Here is a 20,178-nt window from a genome sequence, read left to right on the forward strand (position 1 = left end):
ATGAAAACTGGAAAGTATATTCTGATCGTGATGATCCCAGCCTTGTTTGCCGGATGTGCGGCAAATAAGGCTTTTGTCGAGGGCAAGCAGCTTATTGCCGAAGGCAAGATGGATAGCGGCCTGGCAAGCCTGGAAAAGGCGGCACGCGAAGAACCGGATAATCTCGAGATTCGCACGGTACTCGCGCGTCAGCGCGAGGCGGTGGCGGGACGCATTCTCGCCGAAGCCCAGAATGCCCGGTCATCGGGTGATCTCGATGCCGCCGAGCGGGGATATCGCAATGTGCTTGAGCTGAATCAGCGCAATGAGCGGGCCCAAGTGGGTTTGGCCGCCATCGAGATGGACCGCCGTCATATCGAGGTCCTGAAACATGCGGAAACATTGCTCGAGCGTAACGACTATCCGGCGGCGGAAGCCGGAATCCGATCGGTATTGCAGGAAAATCCGATGCAACGGGATGCCCGCCGGCTGATAAAACAGCTTACCGAACTCGAATTGCGTGACGGGGCCATGGAGCCCCCCTTGTTAAAAACGGGTTTCAAGCAACCGATTACCCTCGAGTTTCGCGATACCGGTTTGAAGTCGATATTCGAAATCATGGCGCGTACCGCGGGAATCAACTTTGTATTCGACAAGGATGTCAAGCAGGATACCAAAACCACCGTTTTCCTGCGCAATACCCACATTGAGGATGTGTTCAAGCTGCTGCTCATGACAAATCAGCTGACACACAAAGTGCTGAATGAAAATTCAGTGTTGATTTATCCCAATACGCCCGCCAAGCAGAAGGAATACCAGGAGCTGGCGGTGCGCAGTTTCTATGTCGCGAACGTGGATGTGAAACAGATGGTCGCCATGGTCAAGGGGCTGGTCAAAACCAAGGATATCCATGTGGACGAGGCGCTCAACCTGTTCATCATGAAAGACACGCCGGACGCGATCCGGCTTGTCGAGCGGCTGGTTACACTGAATGATCTGGCCGATCCCGAAGTCATGCTGGAAGTCGAAGTACTGGAAATCGGACGCAATAAGCTGCTTAATCTTGGTTTACAGTATCCGGACAAGATCAATGTGAACATGCTTAATGCGGGTGCGACCGCCGCCGGCATTCCGGCAGGCTTCGAGATCAGCAGTGCCGGCGTCAATCGCAATGGGTCCAACCTGGACAAGTTAACCGGATTCATTGCCAATCCCGCGCTGATCGTCAATCTCAAGCAACAGGATGGGGTCATCAACGTGCTTGCCAATCCGCGCATTCGTGTCAAGAATCGCGAGAAAGCGAAAATTCTCATTGGCGACAAGGTTCCGGTCGTAACCACCACCGCCACCGCCAATGTCGGCGTCGCCTCATCGGTGAGCTATCTCGACGTGGGGCTCAAGCTGGATGTCGAATCCACGGTTTCGCTCCAGGATGAGGTCTCGATGAAGGTCAGTCTCGAGGTAAGCAATATCGTCAAGGAAGTGCCGATAGCAAACGGGGGACTTGCCTATCAGGTCGGTACCCGTACCGCGACGACCACGCTGGCGCTGAGGGATGGCGAAACCCAGGTTCTGGCGGGATTGATCAGCGACGATGAGCGCATTACTTTTACCAAGGTTCCCGGATTGGGGGATTTACCCTGGGTGGGTAGATTATTTCTCAGCCAAAACCTTACACGCAACAAGACCGAGATTGCGCTGCTGATAACGCCACGTATCCTGCGTAATATTTCACGGCGGGCAAAAACGGACAGTGAGTTTCATTTTGGTACCGAGAATACCGTGGGGATGCTGCCGGTGAAGATAGGCAAGGTCGCGGCGCGATCGCTGGCGATATCATCCACGCCCACGGGAGGCATGGCGGTGCCTCAGAGGGACATCCCGCGCCCCCCGCTATCCGATGAGTCCCGGCCGGCACGTGATGCCACTCCCCAAGCAGCGCCGCCGGTGCTCACTTTGATCGCGCCGGAACAGGTCGTGCCCGGCAAGGATTTCAGCGTAAGCGTGAGTCTTGCCGGCGCGGAAAACCTGCCCGCCGCCGAACTGGAACTGAGTTACGACGCAACCCAACTTGAAGCGCTGGGCGAGGGGGAGAAATCCGGGACCCGCCAGTTGAAACTGGGTAAAGGCGGGGGGGTGGTGGATGTGGCGTTCAAGGTCATTGCACAAAAACCCGGCACGGCTCAGGTCAGTGTCAAGGGCCTTGCATTTCAGGGAGACAGTGAGAATCCATCCCCAGAGGTTATATTGCCGCCCGCTGCAAACATCGAGATCCGTTGAGTGCATGGCCAAAATGATTCCGGCCACGAGCCCGGCGACAGACCATGGCTTTTCCCTGGTCGAATTGACAGTTGTTATGGCCATCATGGCGGTTCTGGTTTCTTCGGCCATGCCGTTGTATGAACTCACCGCGCAGCGCGAAAAAGAAAAAGAATTGCGGGTGGGGCTACGGCAGATCCGGGAAGCGCTCGACGCTTATAAACGGGCGGTGAATGAAGGGCGGATCGCCAGAAAAGCAGACGAATCGGACTATCCGCGCAAGCTGGAAGATCTGGTTACGGGAGTACCCGATGCCAAGGAACCCGAAAAGCGCAAGATCTATTTTTTACGGCGATTGCCACGCGATCCCATGTCCATCGACCCGGAGCTGGCCGATGCTGAAACCTGGGGCAAGCGTTCCTATGAAAGTCCGCCGGATAATCCGCAGGAGGGTAACGATGTTTTCGACGTGTACTCCCGTTCGCAACAAATTGGCTTGAACGGCATTGCTTATGACAGGTGGTGAGGGATGCGCAAAGCTTATTCCACCTTCACTTTAAGGATCAGGCGAAGTGCCGGAAAAGCCGGCCGGATTCCGGCAAAAAATCGGAGATATCCCGGCTTTACCCTCATCGAGCTACTGGTTGTAATGGCTATCATTGCAACCTTACTCAGCATTGTGGTGCCCCGCTATTTTAATTCTCTCGACAGGTCCAAGGAAGTGGTGCTGCGGCAGGATCTCAGCATCATGCGCGATGCCATAGATAAATTTTATAGTGATACCGGCAAGTACCCAGGCGAACTGATCGAATTGGTGGAGAAGCGGTATTTGCGCGCTATCCCGGTCGATCCGCTGACGGAAAGCGCGGCAACATGGGTTGCCGTGCCTCCCCCCCGCGACGGCAGTGGCGTTTACGATGTGCGCAGTGGTTCACCCGAGCAGGCAAAAGATGGCACATTTTATGAGGCGTGGTGAAAAAGGGGTCTGAGGCATGGGCGCGGAAAGAGGATTCACCTATGTCTGGATGCTCTTCGTGGTTGCGCTGGCCGGTATCGTTCTGGCTGCCGCCGGCCAGCTATGGCAAACCGAGGCACAACGGGAAAAAGAAGTGGAGCTGATGTTCGTAGGGGAACAGTTCAGGCAGGCGATCGGGTCCTATTACGAGAATTCTTCGGGAATGCCCAAGCGCTACCCGGAGTCGCAGGAAAGACTGCTTTTCGATGACCGTTTCCCGATACCCAAACGGCATTTGCGCAAGATCTATTTCGATCCCATGACGGGCAGGGCCGAGTGGGGGCTGATCAGAAAGCCCGGCATCGGAATTGTCGGGGTCCATAGCCTTTCGACCCGGAAACCATTCAAGCGGGCAAATTTTCATGAGCGCTATGCGACTTTCGCCGACGCGGTGAGTTATCAGGACTGGACCTTCATCTACACGCCGGGAGAAGCCGGCGGTACCGCGCAGCAACCGGGATCACAAGCCCAATCCCAGCCCCAGCCTAAGCCTCGGCCCGAACCTCAATCGCAACCTGAACCGCGGTCCCCGCTGCAACCGGAAGCATCGCCACTTCCTGCCTTACCTGATCCATCCACTGCGGCGGGCTCGGCTTCCGCGCCACCCGCCTACTGAACGCACTCGACCGGGTTCGAGGAACCATTCGTCGGGCATTCCAGGCATGAAGCGGTCGGGAATCGGGCTGCACTGAGGTGATCTCTATGGGGGGCCCGCACTTCGATGCGGAGCCGCACCATCCCGTGTTGCCGCGCCTCGGCCCGAGTCCCAAAAACCGCACAATCCACTCTGTCCAATTGCGGGATTCAGGCTTACCAATCTTCTTGAATCTCCATCCGCGCCACGCCGCCATGGGCGTCCATGTGCATTCGATATGATCCTTTGTGCTCCTATCATATTCACGAATTTGACACATGAGCTTAATTATTTTGTCATCCAAAGCGCTGAAAATAGCCGAGCTCCCGAAGTTGAGCAAAATACAACTTTACCGATGGTGTGGCCGGGTATGCGACACAAATAAAATCAAGGCATAAGAGGCATCATGGGGGGAACCATTACTCTCACGGAACGAGAAATGGAGTATCTGTTCCGGATCATCGACTCATCGACCTCCATCTTCCGGCGTCATCAATTCTTCCTCTGGTCTCAAGGCGAGTTACAAGGCCTTTTGCCGCATGGCATGCTCATATGCGTGTTCGATGAGGGGTCCGGCCAGTCGATCAGCATCGAAAAATTCAGCCGCACCGAAATAGGCGAAATCATGTTTTCCGAGCTTTGCCGGCCGGATGGCGGCATCGTCTTCCGCGTGATGTCGGCATGGAGCGCGGGCCGGAACCGGCCATTTCTGGTTTGTCCGAATAATCTCAATGGCATTACCTACAAGCATTTCGCGAATGATCTCAAGCGCGGCAACCTGGAGCGCGTCGCGGCGCATGGAATGTTCGATGCCAATGGCCGGACGAGCAGCCTGTTTGCCTTCACGCAGATTTCCGGTGCGTTGACCGAGCGCCACGCATACTTTCTCGAACTGCTCACACCTCATATGCATATGGCACTGGTGCGAATGCTATTCCACGAGCGTCATCACCGGCCTGGGACCATGGTGGAAAAAAGCAGAAAGCTCATCACGGACCGGGAGACGGAAGTTCTGCGCTACGTACAGATGGGCAAGAGCAATCTTGAAATTGGGAGCCTGCTTAAAATCAGCCCGCTTACCGTTAAAAACCATATTCAAAAAATACTGCGCAAATTGAATGTCAACAACCGGGCGCATGCGGTGGCCAAGGCGATGGCATTGAAGATCACGCTCTAGTGATCATTTGGAGTTCGGGAGCTGTTGTGTTGTAGTCCGAACGACTTATGAAAAATTTTCCGAATTATCGATTTGCCGTCACATAAGGTCTTTAACCTGAAAGGGCGGCAGAAACAGGGTTGAACCTGCTATTGATCAGGTGTCGTTACGGTTCAGAAGGAATAGATAGGAAGTACTACAAAAATCACGGTTGAGTTTCATGAGCACTTAACCGTCACTGCATATAGTGGCAAGCGTCCGGCAGGAAGTGCAAGCGCTTCACGCCGGAGGGGAACAAAGCCAAACCCGTTGCGAAGCGGGGACGGAAAGCTGCGGGCCTAAGCGTGAGCGGAGGTAGCCGGGTTGCTCCAGGATGGCTGATCAGGTGGGCCACGAGCCGCATGGGTCAGCCGGTTGAAAATCGGATATCAGGCGCAACTCATTTAACCTTTTAGGAGTATCAGTAATGAAAATGAACTTCAAGCTTAAGGCACTCGCGGTCGCCGCCATCATGGCAGCCTCGGCGCCGGCTTTTGCCGCCATCGACGGCGGCCCGACCGGCAACGGCGAACTCCTGCTCAACGTACGCTACTACGGGGGCGATTCCGCTACCTCCGGTGGGGATGACATCTCGGCCCTGTTCGATCTGGGCTTAAAAATGAACGATGCGCTCGCCGCGAACAGCAGCCTGACCGGCCTCACCGGAACGTGGAACCTTAACTCCGGTGCCTACGGCGCCTCCTGGAATCAACTGTTGAGTTTTGTCGGTGCGGCCAATACGGGCAAAATCGAATTCAATGTGATCGCTCTGGACGACACCGACCGGAATCTCGCCGGCGGTTCGCGCTATCTGACCACGGGCAGCGTGGATGCCTGGCCGAGCCAAGGGAATACGAACGTGAAAGGATTTAACGGCATGGATCAGTATCTCACCGCCAACAACAGCCGCGGCACCCATGCCACCGACGCCAACGGCGCCAGTGTTGCCACGCCGACAGATGCCCCCAATACCTTCTTCGGCGCAATTGGCGGTTTGACCCAAGGTGACAACTGGTTGGCGAAGACCACGGTCGACACCACCCAGGTACTGGGTACGGAGCAGAACTTCTGGTTCCTGACGACTTCCTCCACTTCCAATCTCGCCCAGGCCACCAAGACACCTTTTGGTGTTGACCTGAATCACGACGGCGTTATCGGCGCGGGCGAGTTCACCAAGGTTACATTGAACGAAGCCGGTGTCCTCAACATCACCAGCCCGGTGCCGGAAGCCGATACCTGGGCCATGCTGCTGGCCGGGCTCGGCATGCTCGGCGCGATGGTCCGCCGCCGGACAGGGGTCTGAACCACCCCCACTCGCTTCTTCGACCCGCTTCCGCCTCCCTTTGGGGAGGTGGGGCAGGAATGAATACGCTATCAACCAGTTAAAAGGATATCGAGATGAAAATGAAACTGAGTAAAATCGCGCTGGCCGTGGCCGCGCTGGGTACGGCCCCGGCTGCGTTCGCTCTCACCCCTGCACAGGTTGCCGCCGGTCCCACCACCTACGTGTGGTTGTCCGGTGCGTCCGCCCCCAGCAATGCCGTGTTCCGCAGCGTGATGTCGCTGTGCAATGGCTTGGCCGGCAACGGCGGCGCCAATGACGCCCACATGTACCTGGAAAGCACCGGCACCGAGCCCGGCAAAAGCAGCGGCGACCGGGTCGCCTACGCCTGCACCATGAGTGCCGCCGCCGGTTCGCTGGCAGGCAAGAAAGTGGTGGTGTACCATACGGTTGAAGGCGGTTCCTTCAACGCCTACGCCCCGCATCTGAGCATGGCGGGCGAGCCCAATCCCAACGGTTATCTACCGGGCAATATCAAGCGCATCAATAACCTGGCGTTGCTGGGTGGTGCCGGTAAATGCGCCGCAGGCGCCGCCGGCAGCACCAACGTCGTCCTGAACGGCGTGTCCTATCCCATCGGGCGCTACAACAGCTGTAGCGACACGGTTACCAAGACCTTCACAACCACTCTCAAAGGCGATGCCTCGGCCCTTCCCGGCCAGAGCTATCCCGATGGCGGTTTTTCCGACACCGAATACACGATCAACAAGCAGAACCTGGAAATCGGACGTGACTTGGGCGCCATCGGCAGCGAGGTGGCGACCAACATCGGCCAAGCCTTCGGCGTGGCGGTAAGCTACCCGTTGTACCTCCAGTTGCAGAAGAATGACGTGGCCGATGGTTTGCTGGCCGCGACCTGTGACGATGGCACGCCCACCGCTCCCAACCTCACCCCCGCCTGCCAGCCCAGCATGCCCGCCCAGCGCTATACCGCCGTTGCCGGCCAAGGTACGATTGGTAGCGTGGACGGCAGCATCTTCGGCGGGCCCGCGGGTTCCGTGGTCAATCTGGCGCGCCGCGTGCCCACTTCCGGCACCCAGTCCGCTTCCAACCTGCGCTTCCTTGACAAACCTTGCGCCACCGGGTTGTCTGGAGGTGCACTGGAGCCGGCACGTGCCACCGACAGCACACCTACCGCGGTCGTGACCGAGCAGTCCAGCACCGGCGGCGTGAAAACCGCGCTGAACACGGCAACCGGTGCGGGCCAATTCGCCCTGGGCGTGGTGTCCGCGGAAAACACCCCGGCGCCCACCGCCACGGCGGATCGCTGGGCTTTCGTCAAACTGAATCGCGTATCCCCCAATTCCGACGCCCAGCAGCGCGCAGAGGCAATGGATGGTTCATACGACTTCTGGTATGAGCTGGCCGCGTTCACCGCCGGCGGTTCGGTCAGCCCCGCCAGCGCCAGTGGCGCCGCGCTGATCTCAGCCGTCGCCGGTACCCTGGGTGAAAGCGATCTGAAGGGTATTTTCGCCACACCGGTGGCCGGTTCCAGCGGCCCCACCTCCAAGGGCGCACGTCTCGGCAACTCCTGCCAGCCTGCGGTCCAGTAGGCATTGCGCTTAACAGGCGGTGCAATGCCGCCAGTCGATGTTCGGGACAACCCTTTCGAGGGTTGTCCCATTTGCATATATGGAAGCCGGGTGGCTAAAGTGGTTTTGAATGTTGCGAATGATTAGGAAAGCGCTGAATCAGTCTCCGCTTTTGCCGGCGGGCGGCAAGTCCTGGTACAGCGGGACCGGTGGTGGTCTCACCCCTTTCTGGGGGGCGCGGGGTGATTCTTTCCATCTTGCGGGCGGTTTGCCCCGCAGGGGATCGATTCAGCGATTTCTTGGCAAGGCGCTGCAAGCGGGATGTTTCGTTTGTCTGGCTGGATGGATGCATGCGTCCCACGCGCAGGATGCGATATTCGATGTATTCGAATACCGCATCCAGGGTGCGACATTGTTGCCGGTCACCGTCGTGGAGCAGGCGGTTTATCCCTACCTGGGCGAAAAGAAATCATTGCAGGAGGTGGAACAGGCGCGCGATGCATTGGAGCGCGCCTATCATGAGTCGGGTTACCTGACGGTTCTGGTGAGTATTCCGCAGCAAAAAGTCGATGACGGAGTCGTCAGGCTGACGGTGACCGAAGCACCGGTGAAGCGCTTGCGCGTGGTCGATTCACGCTATTTCAGCCCGGCCGATATCAAAGCCGCGGTGCCTGAACTGGCGGAGGGGAATGTGCCGAACTTCACCGCAATGCAGAAGCAGCTTGCCGCCCTGAACCGCACCGCCGATCGCGGCGTTACGCCGGTTTTACGGGCGGGTAAAACGCCCGGCACGGTGGAAGTCGATCTGAAGGTGAAGGATCAGTTGCCGCTGCACGGCAGCATAGAACTGAACAGCCGCCAGATTCCGAATACGACACTGACGCGGCTCAGCGCGAATGTGAGCTGGGACAATCTATGGCACAAGCAGCATAGTCTGGGAGTGACCGGGCTCATCACGCCTGAGAATCCCGACCAGAGCAAGGTCATTTCAGCCAACTACACCATGCCCATGGCGCTCGGTGGCTTTCTCGCCTTGTATAGCGTCTATTCCGCGTCCGACGTGGCTTCGGTGGGCGCGCTCAATGTGCTGGGCAACGGCCTGATAGTCGGAGGGCGCTACATCCTGCCGCTGCCGGGAAGTCAAGCATTTTTCCATACCGCGACGGTGGGGCTGGACTACAAGGATTTCGGGCAGACAGTGAATCTTCTGGACGGCGGCAACTTCAATACGCCTGTCAGCTATATGCCCTTTACCGTGGGGTGGGATGGCACCTGGCTGGGAGAACGGCGCACCACCAAACTTGGGTTGTCACTGAATTTCCATGTGCGCGGTCTGGTCGGGGACGAAGCCGAATTTGCCACCAAACGTTTCAAGGCACACTCCAATTACGTGTTTCTGCGCGGCAATTTTTCCCATACCGAAACCTTCCGCCAGGGATGGGGCTTGCATGGGCGCGCCAGCTGGCAGATCGCGGACCAACCGCTTATCAATAACGAGCAGTCCATCGTCGGCGGGATCAGTACGGTGCGCGGCTATTTCGAAGTCGCGGCATTGGGTGACGACAGCGCCACGGCGGGACTGGAAGCTTTTACGCCCAATTACGCGAAGCATCTGACCACCGGGCTGGAAGAATTCCATCTGCTGGCTTTTATAGACGGGGGTTATGTGCGGGTGAAGCAGCCATTGCCCGGACAGATCGACCATTTCAATCTGCTCGGCACCGGAACGGGTTTGCGCCTCAAGGCCCGGCACGGTTTTACGGCTGAATTCAGCTGGGCGGTGGCGCTGGAAGACGTGAACAGAACGAAAGCAGGGGATAAACGCGTGCATTTCCTGGTGCGGCAGGCATGGTGATACGGATTGAGGCGAGATTCATCCCATCGCCGAATGACCTGTATCGAAGCCGTATTCGAAAAGATACAAGCCGGGCAGTATATCGAGACGTTCGACTGGATTGCAAAAGAAGCGGGAAGGCAATATGAATCGCAAATTATACAAGTTGATTTTCAGTACAACCCTGGGCATATTGGTTCCCGCGGCGGAAACGGCGCGCAGCCGGGGCAAGGCGGCAAGCGGCGCGGCGCTGCTGCTGACCGGCCTGCTGCTGGCAGAGTTGCTGCTGAGTGCATCCGCGCAGGCCGAACTGCCGGTACCTTGCGCGGGTGGCAGTTGCGGTGGCGGGATACCGGATTTCGTCACAGCCGGGCAGGCGAATTATCATGTCCAGGACCATCAGGCCGTTGTCAACCAGGTGGGCGACAAGGCGATTCTCAATTGGGAAAGTTTTAACGTCAGCCCCGGCCATTCGGTGCAGTTCCAACAGGTGGAGAGCCTCGCCGCGCAGAACCTGGTGCAGGGCGCGAATTTCACCACGCTCAACCGTGTCTGGGACAACGATCCCAGCGTGATCGCCGGCATCCTCAGCCAGGCGGCGGGGCAGAATGCGAATATCATCCTGGTCAACACCAATGGCATCGCCTTCATGGGTTCTTCGCAGGTGAACCTCAACAGCTTCACCGCCAGCAGTCTGGACATCAATGACAGCTTCATCCTTAACGCCTTCCTGACCACCCAGAAGACGAGCCCGCAATTCGAGGGCACGGGCGGTTTCATCAAGGTGTTCGAGGGCGCGCGCATCACGGCGGGCAGCCAGGGCCGGGTGATGCTGATCGCGCCGACGGTGATCAACAAAGGTACGGTGGAAGCGCCCGACGGACAGGTGATCGCGGCGGCGGGCACCAAGGTATTTTTGCGCTCGGCTTCGGCTCAGCCGATAGATGCCAATGTGCGCGGCCTGCTGGTGGAAGTGGACAGTCCGGCGGGCCTCGCTGATTTCGAGACCGCCAACACCGGCGTCAAGGACGGCAAGCTGGACGGGCAGACCGTGGCGCTGAAAGAGTCTGCGCTGGACAAGCTCGGCCATGTCACCAATTTGGGCGAGCTAAGCACGCCGCGCGGCAACGTCACCATGGTGGGGTATGCGGTCAACCAGCAGGGTATCGCGCGGGCGACGACCTCGGTGATCGCCAATGGCTCGGTATACCTGCTGGCGAAGGATGCGGCAACGGGCCAGGATAATTCCACGCGTGGCGGCCGCGCGGTACTCGGCGCCGGCAGCCTGACCGAGGTACTGCCGGATGTGTCCGACAATACCGGCGTGCTGGATGGATTGACCGGCACCGGACTGGTGCTCCCCTCCCAGGTGAGAGTGCTGGGGCAGGATGTGCGGATGGAAAATGGTGCGGTGATCAATGCGCCGGCAGGCCAGGTGAATTTTTTCGCCATGGACAATCCAAGTTTGCTTTTTGTGCCGGGTGATCCGTTTGTAGAGGTGAATGCACCTATTTCCGACGCTGCACGTATTCACATTGCCAGCGGCGCGCGCATCAGCGTGGCCGGATTGGAAAATGTGGCCGTTTCCACCGCGCGCAATGGGGTGGAAGTAGAACTGCGGGGGGATGAGCTGAAAGACTCCCCGGTCAATCGCGACGGTCCACTGCGCAGCCAGAAGGTTTTTGTCGACATCAACCGTGCCCTGGCCAACGCCAACGCGGGCAAGCCCACGCTCATCGCCAAGGACAGCCTGCAATCCTACCAGGCGCGTCTGGAGCGGAACGTGGCCGAGCGCTCGACTCAGGGCGGTACCGTGGGGGTAAGTTCACAGGGGGAGGTTATTATCGAATCCGGCGCAACGATTGACCTGTCGGGTGGCAGCCTGAATTATACCCCGGCCAGCGTGCCTACCACGCTACTCATGTCCCGGGGCATATTGACCGATATCGCCAATGCCCGCGCCGATGTGCGCTATGACGGCATTGCCACCCGCTATGTGCAGGATTTCGGCCGCTGGAACATAAAAGAGGTGATCGACCTGGGGCAGAGCTTCAATTATGACCCCGGCTATACCGAAGGTAAGAGCGCAGGTGCGCTGGAAGTCATCGGTTTCCGTGCGAGTGTGATGCAGGCTGATATCCAGGGCCGCACTGTCGTCGGAGAAGTGCAGCGCGACCTCGGCATTATGCCGGCCGGTGCCCGCCTGACTGTCGGTACCGGTGCTGTAACAAGGAATACTGGTGCCACCGCAGACGACTACAAGCAGAACCAGGCGGTCGAACTGAGCAGTGGCGGCGCCCTCCTGCCAGCGGGATTCAAGTTTGGCGATGCGCTCTCGTCTGATCTCATCACTACCCTGAGGCTTAATCCCGCATTGCTGGGCAAGGATAAGGTAGCCAATCTGGAAATTTTCAGTAACCAGGCGGCGGCGGTGCGCGAGGCTTTACATGCCCCGCAGGGCGGCAGCGTGCACATTACTGCCCAAGGGGTGACAGTCGGCGCCGATATCGAGGCCCCGGCCGGTTCGATCGTGCTTAATGCGCTAAGAAACGATATTAACATTGCATCCACGCCGCTGAATGTGATGGTGGCCGATGGGGTAACGCTGTCGGCGCGCGGGGCCTGGGTAAACGAGTTGCGCGGCGTGCCGGCGGGTTCGGGCGAGGTCGCGCTGGTGCATGGCGGAAAAATCGCGCTTACCGCGGTTGACAATGTTGCGCTGGGGCAAAACACGCTGCTGGACGTCACCGGCGGCGGCCGGCTCAGGGTCGATGGCCGTGGCAGCGTCATCGCCGGCAACGGCGGCGAGATCAGCCTGTCAGGCAACGCGGTATCGGGTGTCACCGAGGAGAATATACATGGCTACGGCATCGGCAAAGGCGGCGCGCTTAGCGTTTCCAGCCATAAAATCCAGATCGGCGGCACGCCGGACGGCACCGCCGGCACGGCCAACCTGGGCGCCGGATTTTTCGAGCGTGGCGGGTTTGCCGATATCCATCTCGCGGGGATTGAGAATGTAACCTTATCCGAGGGCGTCCGGATCAAGCCGGCCGTCCTCAGCCTGGAACTGCAGCCCGACTACACCCTGCGCCCCAGCGGCAGCAGGATGGAAGATTTTACCCGCCAGGTAAAGCTGGATGACCTGGTGCGCCAGCCGGTGAATTTGAGCCTGATGGCAAAAAATACCGCGGATGGGACAGGTGATTTGTCGATCGGCGTGGGCGCACGCATCGAGGCCGACCCCAGGGCAAACATCACGCTGGCAGCCGCGCACCTGCTGGATATACAGGGGAGTATCAGCGCGCCCGGCGGCGGCATTATGGCAACGCTTGATCACGGCCTCGAAAGCCAGAAGGTATTTGATCCCACTCACGGTCTCTGGCTGGGCAAGCAGGCGGTGCTTGACGTATCCGGCACGGCGCTCACTTTTCTCGATAGCCAGCGGCTGACCCAGGGTGAGGTCCTGAATGGCGGTACAGTCGCGTTGCATGCCCAATATGGTTATGTCGTGACCGAGGCCGGTTCAAGAATCGGAATAGCGGGGGCTGCGCCGGTGCGGCTGGATATTCTGAACGAGGCGGGAGGGCTGGGACAGTGGGTGGGCAGCGACGCTGGGTCGCTGCGCATCAGCGCGCGCGAAGGTATTTTGCTGGATGGCACGGTGGCTGCGCATGCGGGTAGCGCATCCAACCGCGGCGGTGTATTCGATCTGGTGCTGGGCAATAACTTCACTCCCTCCCCGGACGCGGGTTTAGGATACCCCGTTGGGGAGCGTGTGCTGAGCCTGGCACCAACCGCGGCGCCGCAGGCGAGCGGCCTGACTCCGGGCGCTGTCATGCCCGCCGGGCTGAACGGCCAGGCCAAGCTTGGCGCTACAGCGCTGGAAGCAGCGGGTTTTGACCGCATCGCGCTCAAAAGCCGCGATGCCATCCGGCTGGAGGACAACCTGAATCTGGGGGGCGCCAACCGGGCATTGCCATTGAAAGAGGTGGTGCTCGACGCGCCGCGCATCGAAACGGCGGGAGGGAATGCCGCCCTGAAGGCGGAAACCCTGCGGCTGGGTAATTATGACGTGGAGCGTGTGGATGTGGTCAATACGCCGGCTGCCGGCAGCGGCACGTTCAAAGCGGACGCGCAACTGCTGGAACTGGCGGGCAACCTGACCCTGACCGGCATGGCGCGGGCCGAACTGAGCGGCGCCCAGGAAGTCAGGCTGTCGGGGGTAAGCAGCAGCGGCTTGCCGCGTCCGACAGGCACGCTCGCGAGCGCGGCCGATCTGCTTTTCAGCGGCGCGGTGATCGCCCCCGCAACCTATAGCCAGATCAACATCCAGGCGCCGGGGCAAACGGTTGCATTCAGCCGCAATACCCTGCCGCCGTCACTGCCGCTATCCGCCCTGGGCAGCCTTACGGTAACGGCCGCGAATATCGTGCAGGATGGCAATGTGTGGGCGCCGTTCGGCCAACTGGCTTTCAACGCCACCGATACCCTGACTTTCAAGGAAGGCAGCCTGACCTCGATCGCCGCCACGCCCGGCAGCCTGATTCCGTTTGGCATGCTGGTGAATGGCCGCAGCTGGGTGTACAAGCCCGATCTGGAAATTCCCCAGCCTGCGTTGGCCGAGAAATCCATACGCACCCAGGCGGCGAGTATCGACATGCAGGCCGGCGCAACCCTGGATCTCGCCGGCGGCGGCGACTTGCAGGCCTACGAGTTCAGCGTGGGTCCGGGGGGGTCGCGCGATATCCTGAACGATGCCCATACCTATGCCATCCTGCCGGGCTATGCGAGCGGATTCGCCCCAGGCGACAGGCAGGAGAACACCGGTTTCGGTCGCGTGGCGGGGGACGCCGTATATCTCTCCGGCATACCGGGCCTGCCGGCAGGCGTATATACCCTGCTGCCCGCGCACTATGCGCTGCTGCCCGGCGCGTATGCGGTGAGGCTGGACACGGACGTGCATAACCTGTTGCCGGGACAGGCTTACAGCAAGCAGGATGGTGTCCAGGTGGTGCCGGGTTATGTCACGGACAGCCGGGCACCCGTGGGCGGTCCGCGTGATGCCTTGTGGAGCGGATTTGAAGTGCTGACCCGTGAGCAGGTTTTGCAGCGGTCGGAAATTACGCTTACCCGCGCTTCGGACTTTTTCGCCGCCAGCCCTGTTCGCCCGCAGGACGGCGGGCTTCTCTCCATCGATACCGCGGGCGGGCTGAAGCTGGATGCCCTTTTCAAACTGGGTGCGGCCGAGGGGGGCCGTGGGGCGGCGGTGGACATCAGCGCGTTTAAAATCGCCATTACCAACGGCACGCCGTCCGGAACGCAGGGAATTGATCCGCTGACCACGCGTATCGCGGCCAGCACACTCAATGCCATGGGCGCGGCCAGCCTGTTCCTGGGTGGCACGCGCAGCCTCGCCCCGGGTGGCGCTGGCACGCTCCTCACGGTCAATGCCGAGGAAGTGATATTGGCCAACGACGCCAGTCACGCCCTGAAGGGCGATGAAATCATTCTGGCGGCGAAGGATACCCTGACGCTGAAAGCCGGCAGCGCCATCGAGACGCAAGACCCTACGCCCGGTACGGGCGGTGCGAATAACGCAAACCGCTACGAAACCGCCGGCAATGGCGCCCTGGTCCGGGTCGCATCGACTTCCGCCGGCTTTTCACGCACCGGCAGCCCGGATCGTACCCTGGGCACGCTGGTGGGCGAAGCCGGCAGCACGATCCGCTCGGCAAACTCGATCACGCTGGATGCCACGCTGCAGAATGCGTTTACGGGCACCACCCTATTTGCCGACGACAGAGGTAATCCGGTCGCCGGAAATTTGACAATTGGCGCGACACGCGTCAATTTCGGCAATGCGCCGGCGGGCGCCGAAGGCCTGATATTCAGCCAGAGCGAACTTGACGGCCTGAATTCGTTGACGCTGACAAGTTACACCACTTTTGACCTGTATGGCGATGTCAGCTTGGGCGGTGTGAATGCCGAGGGCAAGCCGACCCTGCAAGCCCTGAATTTGCAGGGCGCAGGGCTGGCCGGCCTGAACAACGGCGGTAAAACCGCAAATCTGCGCGCAACCCATATAGTGCTTTCCAACCCGGCGGCATCCGTATTCGCCGCCGGTGGCACGCCCGGCAACGGCGTGCTGGCGATACAGGCGGACAAACTGGTACTGGGCGAAGGCGCCAAAGCCATCCAGGGATTTTCCCAGGTCGGCATCCGCGCCAATGAACTCATCGGGCGCGGCTCGGGCAGTACCGATATTGCCGCCGGAACGGCGAACCTGAGTGTCGCGCGCATCAGCGGCGAGCAGGGGGCCAGCCAAACCCTGGCCGCAACCAGCTCGCTCATCGCTATCGATACGGTGGCGGACCGCGCGCTTGCGCCGGTGAGTGCGCTTGGGGCGAGATGGGCGCTGTCGGGCACGGACGTGATGTTCGATACCGAGGCCATCCTGCCTTCCGGACAGCTCAAACTGACGGCAACGTCCGGCAATCTGACGCTGGGGGAGAATGCGGTAGCGAACGCTGCCGGACGTTCGGTGGCTTTCTTCGACGTCGAGCGCGCGTCGCCAGGCGGCACTGTCGAGCTGGCCAGCGATAACGGCAACGTGGTGGTGCAAACCGGCGCGCAGGTGGATGTTTCCGCGACGCCGGGCGGCGATGCGGGCAAGGTGATCGTGCGCGCGGCCAACGGTACGGCGACCCTGGCGGCGAGCAGCCTGCAGGGCGCGGCCTTGGCGAATGCCGGCGGCGCCCGGGGCGAGGGCGGGCGCTTCGACCTGGATGTGGCCGCCCTGACTGACTTTTCCACGCTGAACACGGCGCTCAACCAGGGCGTATTCGATGGCGCGAGGACGCTGCGCGTGCGCAGCGGCGATATCAGCCTGGCTGCCTCCGATACGGTCAAGGCCAAGGACGTCCATATTGCCGTGGATGGCGGCAAGCTCGATGTCGCGGGGCACGTCGATGCCTCGGGTGGCGATGCGGGCAGCATCCGTCTTTATGCGAAGAACGACGTCACGGTGCTGGCAAGTGCGAAGCTGGATGCCTACGCCACCGGCAATGGCAAACATGGCGGTGACGTGGAAATCGGCACCACCGCGGGGAGGCTGGATTTCGCTGCCGGCAGCACCCTGGACGTGCATGCAGGGGGTGGGGGTGGCGCCCAGGCGGGCGAGGGAGGGGAAGTGGTGCTGCGCGCGCCCCGCACCGGCGGCGGCGCAGGCAGCGATGTGGCCGTGGATGGCGTCAACAGCGGCATCAGCGGCGCTCGATCGGTAATAGTGGAAGCGGTCAAGGTCTACGACACTATCACGACGCTCACCGCTAGCGGTGCGAGCAGTAGCACGACGCTGAGCCTGGACACGGTGAACACTGACAACAGCGATTTCGCGTCCCACGCTGGTGCGATTGCCTTGCGGCTGGGCAAGGCCAGCGATCCCGCTTTCCACGTGCGCGCCGGGGTTGAAGTGCGCTCCACCGGGGATCTCACCCTCGGCAATAACTGGAATCTTGCCATCCGTCCCGCGGGAGAAGAGCCGGGCATGCTGACTCTGCGGGCGGTGGGCAATCTCAATCTCGATAACAATCTGTCTGATGGATTCAATGTGGCGACGCCATTCAGCAGCGGCACCACGCCGGCCACGCTGTTGCCGGGAGATTCCTGGGGCTACCGGCTGGTTGCGGGAGCGGATGCCGATGCGGCCGATCCGCTGGCGGTCAATGCGGGCAGCGGTGATGTCACTTTGGCAGCGGGCAAGCTGGTGCGCACCGGCACCGGCGACATCCGCATTGCGGCGGGGCGCGATATCAGGCTGACTGACGAAAAAGCGACGATTTATACTGCTGGCCGGGTTGCCGACCTGGCTAATGGATTTGTCGCACCCGCCAATGCCCAGTTCAGCCAGGGCGGCGGCGATGTAAGCCTGGCTGCGGCGGGCGATATAGTGGGCATGCCCTCGAAACAACTCTATTCCAACTGGCTGTTCCGTCAGGGAAAACTGAATGATGCCACCGGCGAATATGCGCTCCAGCCCGCCTGGTGGGTGCGCTTCGACCAGTTCCAGCAGGGGATTGGCGCGCTGGGTGGCGGGAGCGTCACACTCGCTGCCGGCGGAAAAGTGGAGAACGTCTCAGCCAGCACACCCACCCAGGCGCGCATGATGGCGACCGCGCCGACTGTCGGCCAATTGGTGAAAACCGGTGGCGGTGATGTGCGGGTGGAGACCGGTGGCGATTTGCTGGGTGGCCAATATTATGCCGACCGTGGTGAACTGGTACTGAAGGCGGGCGGCAAGATAGACAGCGGACAAGATCTGAGTGGCAGTCCGCTTTACACCATCCTGGCCCTGGGCGACGCGCAGGCACGGTTGCAGGCACGGGGCGATGTCAACATCCAGGCTGTGCTGAATCCGCACTTGGTGATCCAGTCCACTGGCAGGGGAACGGTATTTAATCTCAATGCCAATGCCCCCAGTTCCAGCATCGCCGGCTGGAGCCTGTTCTCGACTTACGGCCAGGACAGCGGTGTACATCTGCAGAGTCTGTACGGAGCAGCTACCCTGTCCAATCGTACTGACATACTGGTAAGCGCTTACACGGCACCCCTAAATTTCAATGTATCGGTAAATACATACAGTAAGGAGCTGCTGTCCCTGCTGCCGCCCAGCCTCTCAATTACCGCATTTCAGGGAGATATTTATACACCGGCTACGTCAAGCGTACTGAGCCCGGCAGCACGTGCAGACCTGACATTGCTGGCGGGAAATTCCATCAATATGCGGGCACCCATGGTCATGAGCGACAGGGACCCAGTGCTGATTCCGGATGCGGTTCGGCCCGCTGTAAAGCCCAATCAATTTCCACTTTTCACGGTAGATCCTGATTTTAAAGTACTTGTTCACGCACCTGTTCCCGTGCATACGGGCGATACCCAGCCAGCGCGGATTTACGCGGCGACTGGGGATGTGCAGGGTAACTTTAACGAACTTACTCTGGATTTATCCAAGGCGGCTCAAGTGCGTGCGGGACGGGATGTGCGTGATGTGGGTATTCTGGCGCAGCATGCCAATGCTGGCGACCTCAGCCGGGTAGTCGCAGGCAGGGATGTGGCCTTTACTTCCGGAAATGACCGGACAGAAAACGCCAAGATCTGGGTGGGCGGCCTGGGTCGGCTGGAGGTGACGGCAGGGCGTAATATCGACCTCGGAACATCAGCGGGCATCGTCAGCCGAGGCGACCTCGACAACGCCGAACTGCCCAGGGGTGGCGCCGATATTCATGTGGCGGCGGGGGTGGGTGCGCAGGGAATCGATTACGCCGGCACGGTTGACCGGCTGGCCGCCCAACTGGAAAAAGCGGGTGGCAACCCGGATGATGCCTTGCTATGGGAGGCGCGCTGGCTGGTGGGAAACGACGATTTGAACGGCGCCGATGCACTGGCGGCGGTCCAGGCAGTACAGGCGCTGGACGCGGATACCCAGCGCGGCATGGTGCGCGAGATGCTCTATACCGCCTTGCTGGTCACCGGCCGCGATTCAAATAATCGCGACAGTCCGTTCGCGGCAAACTATGAACGTGGCTATGCGGCGCTGGAACTGGTATTTCCGGGAATACGCGAGAAGAATGCCGATGGCAGCTTCAAGAATTATCAGGGGGAGATCAACCTGTTCGCCAGCCGCATCAAGACCGAGCGGGGCGGCAATATCGAGTTCATGGTGCCGGGCGGTGACCTGATCGTCGGTCTCAGCAATACGCCGGAAGTGCTGGTGAATACCGGCAATGATGTCCTGGGCATGCTCACGGTGGCCGACGGGAACGTGCGCGGATTCACCCGCGGCAATATCCTGGTCAATCAGTCGCGCATTCTTACCGTGGGCGGGGGTGATGTGCTGCTGTGGTCGAGCGAGGGCGATATCGATGCCGGCAAAGGCAAGAAGACCGCGACCGCGGTGCCGCCGCCGGTCATCAAGGTGGATTCGCAGGGCAACGTGACGCAGGAATTGCAGGGCGCCGCTTCCGGCAGCGGGATCGGTGCGCTTTCCAGCGGCGGCACGGTCGCGGGCGATATCGACCTGATCGCGCCAAAGGGCACGGTGAACGCGGGCGACGCCGGCATCCGGGCGAATAACCTCAATATCGCCGCTTCGGTCGTGCTGGGGGCGGACAATATTGCCGTGGCCGGGACTTCCACCGGCACCCCGGTAGCGGATGCCAGCGCGGTCAGTGCCACCACCTCGGGCGCCGCGTCGCAGGGGGACGATGTATCCAAAGCTACGGCAGCTTTATCGCAGAATCTATCGGATGCCGCACGCACTTCCGATGCGATGAGACAGCTCAGGCCTACCTTTATTTCAGCCGAGGTGATCGGGCGCGGTGAGTAGGACG

General features: G+C 60.3%; 9 protein-coding genes and 1 riboswitch. All 9 genes read left to right on the forward strand.

The window, feature by feature from the left end:
- Positions 1 to 2,259, forward strand: a complete 2,259-nt coding sequence (locus tag EBAPG3_RS03475) for a secretin and TonB N-terminal domain-containing protein (protein WP_004181060.1) — start codon at positions 1 to 3, stop codon at positions 2,257 to 2,259.
- Positions 2,260 to 2,263: 4 nt separating this feature from the next.
- Entirely contained in the window at positions 2,264 to 2,764 is a 501-nt protein-coding gene (locus tag EBAPG3_RS03480; protein WP_004181062.1) for a type II secretion system protein, read from the forward strand.
- Positions 2,765 to 2,767: 3 nt separating this feature from the next.
- Positions 2,768 to 3,214, forward strand: a complete 447-nt coding sequence (locus EBAPG3_RS03485) for a type II secretion system protein (RefSeq protein WP_081607306.1) — start codon at positions 2,768 to 2,770, stop codon at positions 3,212 to 3,214.
- 16 nt (positions 3,215 to 3,230) lie between these two features.
- Positions 3,231 to 3,869 carry a type II secretion system protein gene (locus tag EBAPG3_RS03490; protein WP_004181066.1) on the forward strand — a complete coding sequence of 213 codons (639 nt, stop codon included), beginning with the start codon at positions 3,231 to 3,233 and terminating at the stop codon, positions 3,867 to 3,869.
- A gap of 424 nt (positions 3,870 to 4,293) precedes the next feature.
- A complete protein-coding gene (epsA, locus tag EBAPG3_RS03495; protein ID WP_040853260.1) occupies positions 4,294 to 5,064 on the forward strand; it encodes an XrtB/PEP-CTERM-associated transcriptional regulator EpsA in 771 nt (256 codons plus the stop codon).
- Positions 5,065 to 5,332: 268 nt separating this feature from the next.
- Positions 5,333 to 5,414, forward strand: a riboswitch (cyclic di-GMP riboswitch).
- Positions 5,415 to 5,509: 95 nt separating this feature from the next.
- A complete protein-coding gene (locus EBAPG3_RS03500) occupies positions 5,510 to 6,385 on the forward strand; it encodes a PEP-CTERM sorting domain-containing protein (RefSeq protein WP_004181071.1) in 876 nt (291 codons plus the stop codon).
- 95 nt (positions 6,386 to 6,480) lie between these two features.
- The gene (locus tag EBAPG3_RS03505; protein ID WP_004181073.1) at positions 6,481 to 7,977 is read left to right on the forward strand and encodes a hypothetical protein; all 1,497 of its coding nucleotides are present in this window, start codon (positions 6,481 to 6,483) and stop codon (positions 7,975 to 7,977) included.
- 118 nt (positions 7,978 to 8,095) lie between these two features.
- Positions 8,096 to 9,811, forward strand: a complete 1,716-nt coding sequence (locus EBAPG3_RS03510; RefSeq protein ID WP_004181074.1) for a ShlB/FhaC/HecB family hemolysin secretion/activation protein — start codon at positions 8,096 to 8,098, stop codon at positions 9,809 to 9,811.
- Between the two features lie 124 nt (positions 9,812 to 9,935).
- Positions 9,936 to 20,174, forward strand: a complete 10,239-nt coding sequence (locus tag EBAPG3_RS03515; RefSeq protein ID WP_004181078.1) for a filamentous haemagglutinin family protein — start codon at positions 9,936 to 9,938, stop codon at positions 20,172 to 20,174.
- Positions 20,175 to 20,178: the final 4 nt, after the last annotated feature.

Origin of the sequence: Nitrosospira lacus (genome assembly GCF_000355765.4) — a bacterium.
Classification (GTDB): domain Bacteria; phylum Pseudomonadota; class Gammaproteobacteria; order Burkholderiales; family Nitrosomonadaceae; genus Nitrosospira; species Nitrosospira lacus.

Excerpts from the sequence above, each read along its gene's own strand:
- EBAPG3_RS03510 (WP_004181074.1), top strand. The coding sequence starts at position 8,096 with ATGATTAGGAAAGCGCTGAATCAGTCTCCGCTTTTGCCGGCGGGCGGC.
- EBAPG3_RS03515 (WP_004181078.1), top strand. The coding sequence starts at position 9,936 with ATGAATCGCAAATTATACAAGTTGATTTTCAGTACAACCCTGGGCATA.
- EBAPG3_RS03480 (WP_004181062.1), top strand. The coding sequence starts at position 2,264 with ATGGCCAAAATGATTCCGGCCACGAGCCCGGCGACAGACCATGGCTTT.
- epsA (WP_040853260.1), top strand. The coding sequence starts at position 4,294 with ATGGGGGGAACCATTACTCTCACGGAACGAGAAATGGAGTATCTGTTC.
- EBAPG3_RS03500 (WP_004181071.1), top strand. The coding sequence starts at position 5,510 with ATGAAAATGAACTTCAAGCTTAAGGCACTCGCGGTCGCCGCCATCATG.
- EBAPG3_RS03490 (WP_004181066.1), top strand. The coding sequence starts at position 3,231 with ATGGGCGCGGAAAGAGGATTCACCTATGTCTGGATGCTCTTCGTGGTT.
- EBAPG3_RS03475 (WP_004181060.1), top strand. The coding sequence starts at position 1 with ATGAAAACTGGAAAGTATATTCTGATCGTGATGATCCCAGCCTTGTTT.
- EBAPG3_RS03505 (WP_004181073.1), top strand. The coding sequence starts at position 6,481 with ATGAAAATGAAACTGAGTAAAATCGCGCTGGCCGTGGCCGCGCTGGGT.
- EBAPG3_RS03485 (WP_081607306.1), top strand. The coding sequence starts at position 2,768 with ATGCGCAAAGCTTATTCCACCTTCACTTTAAGGATCAGGCGAAGTGCC.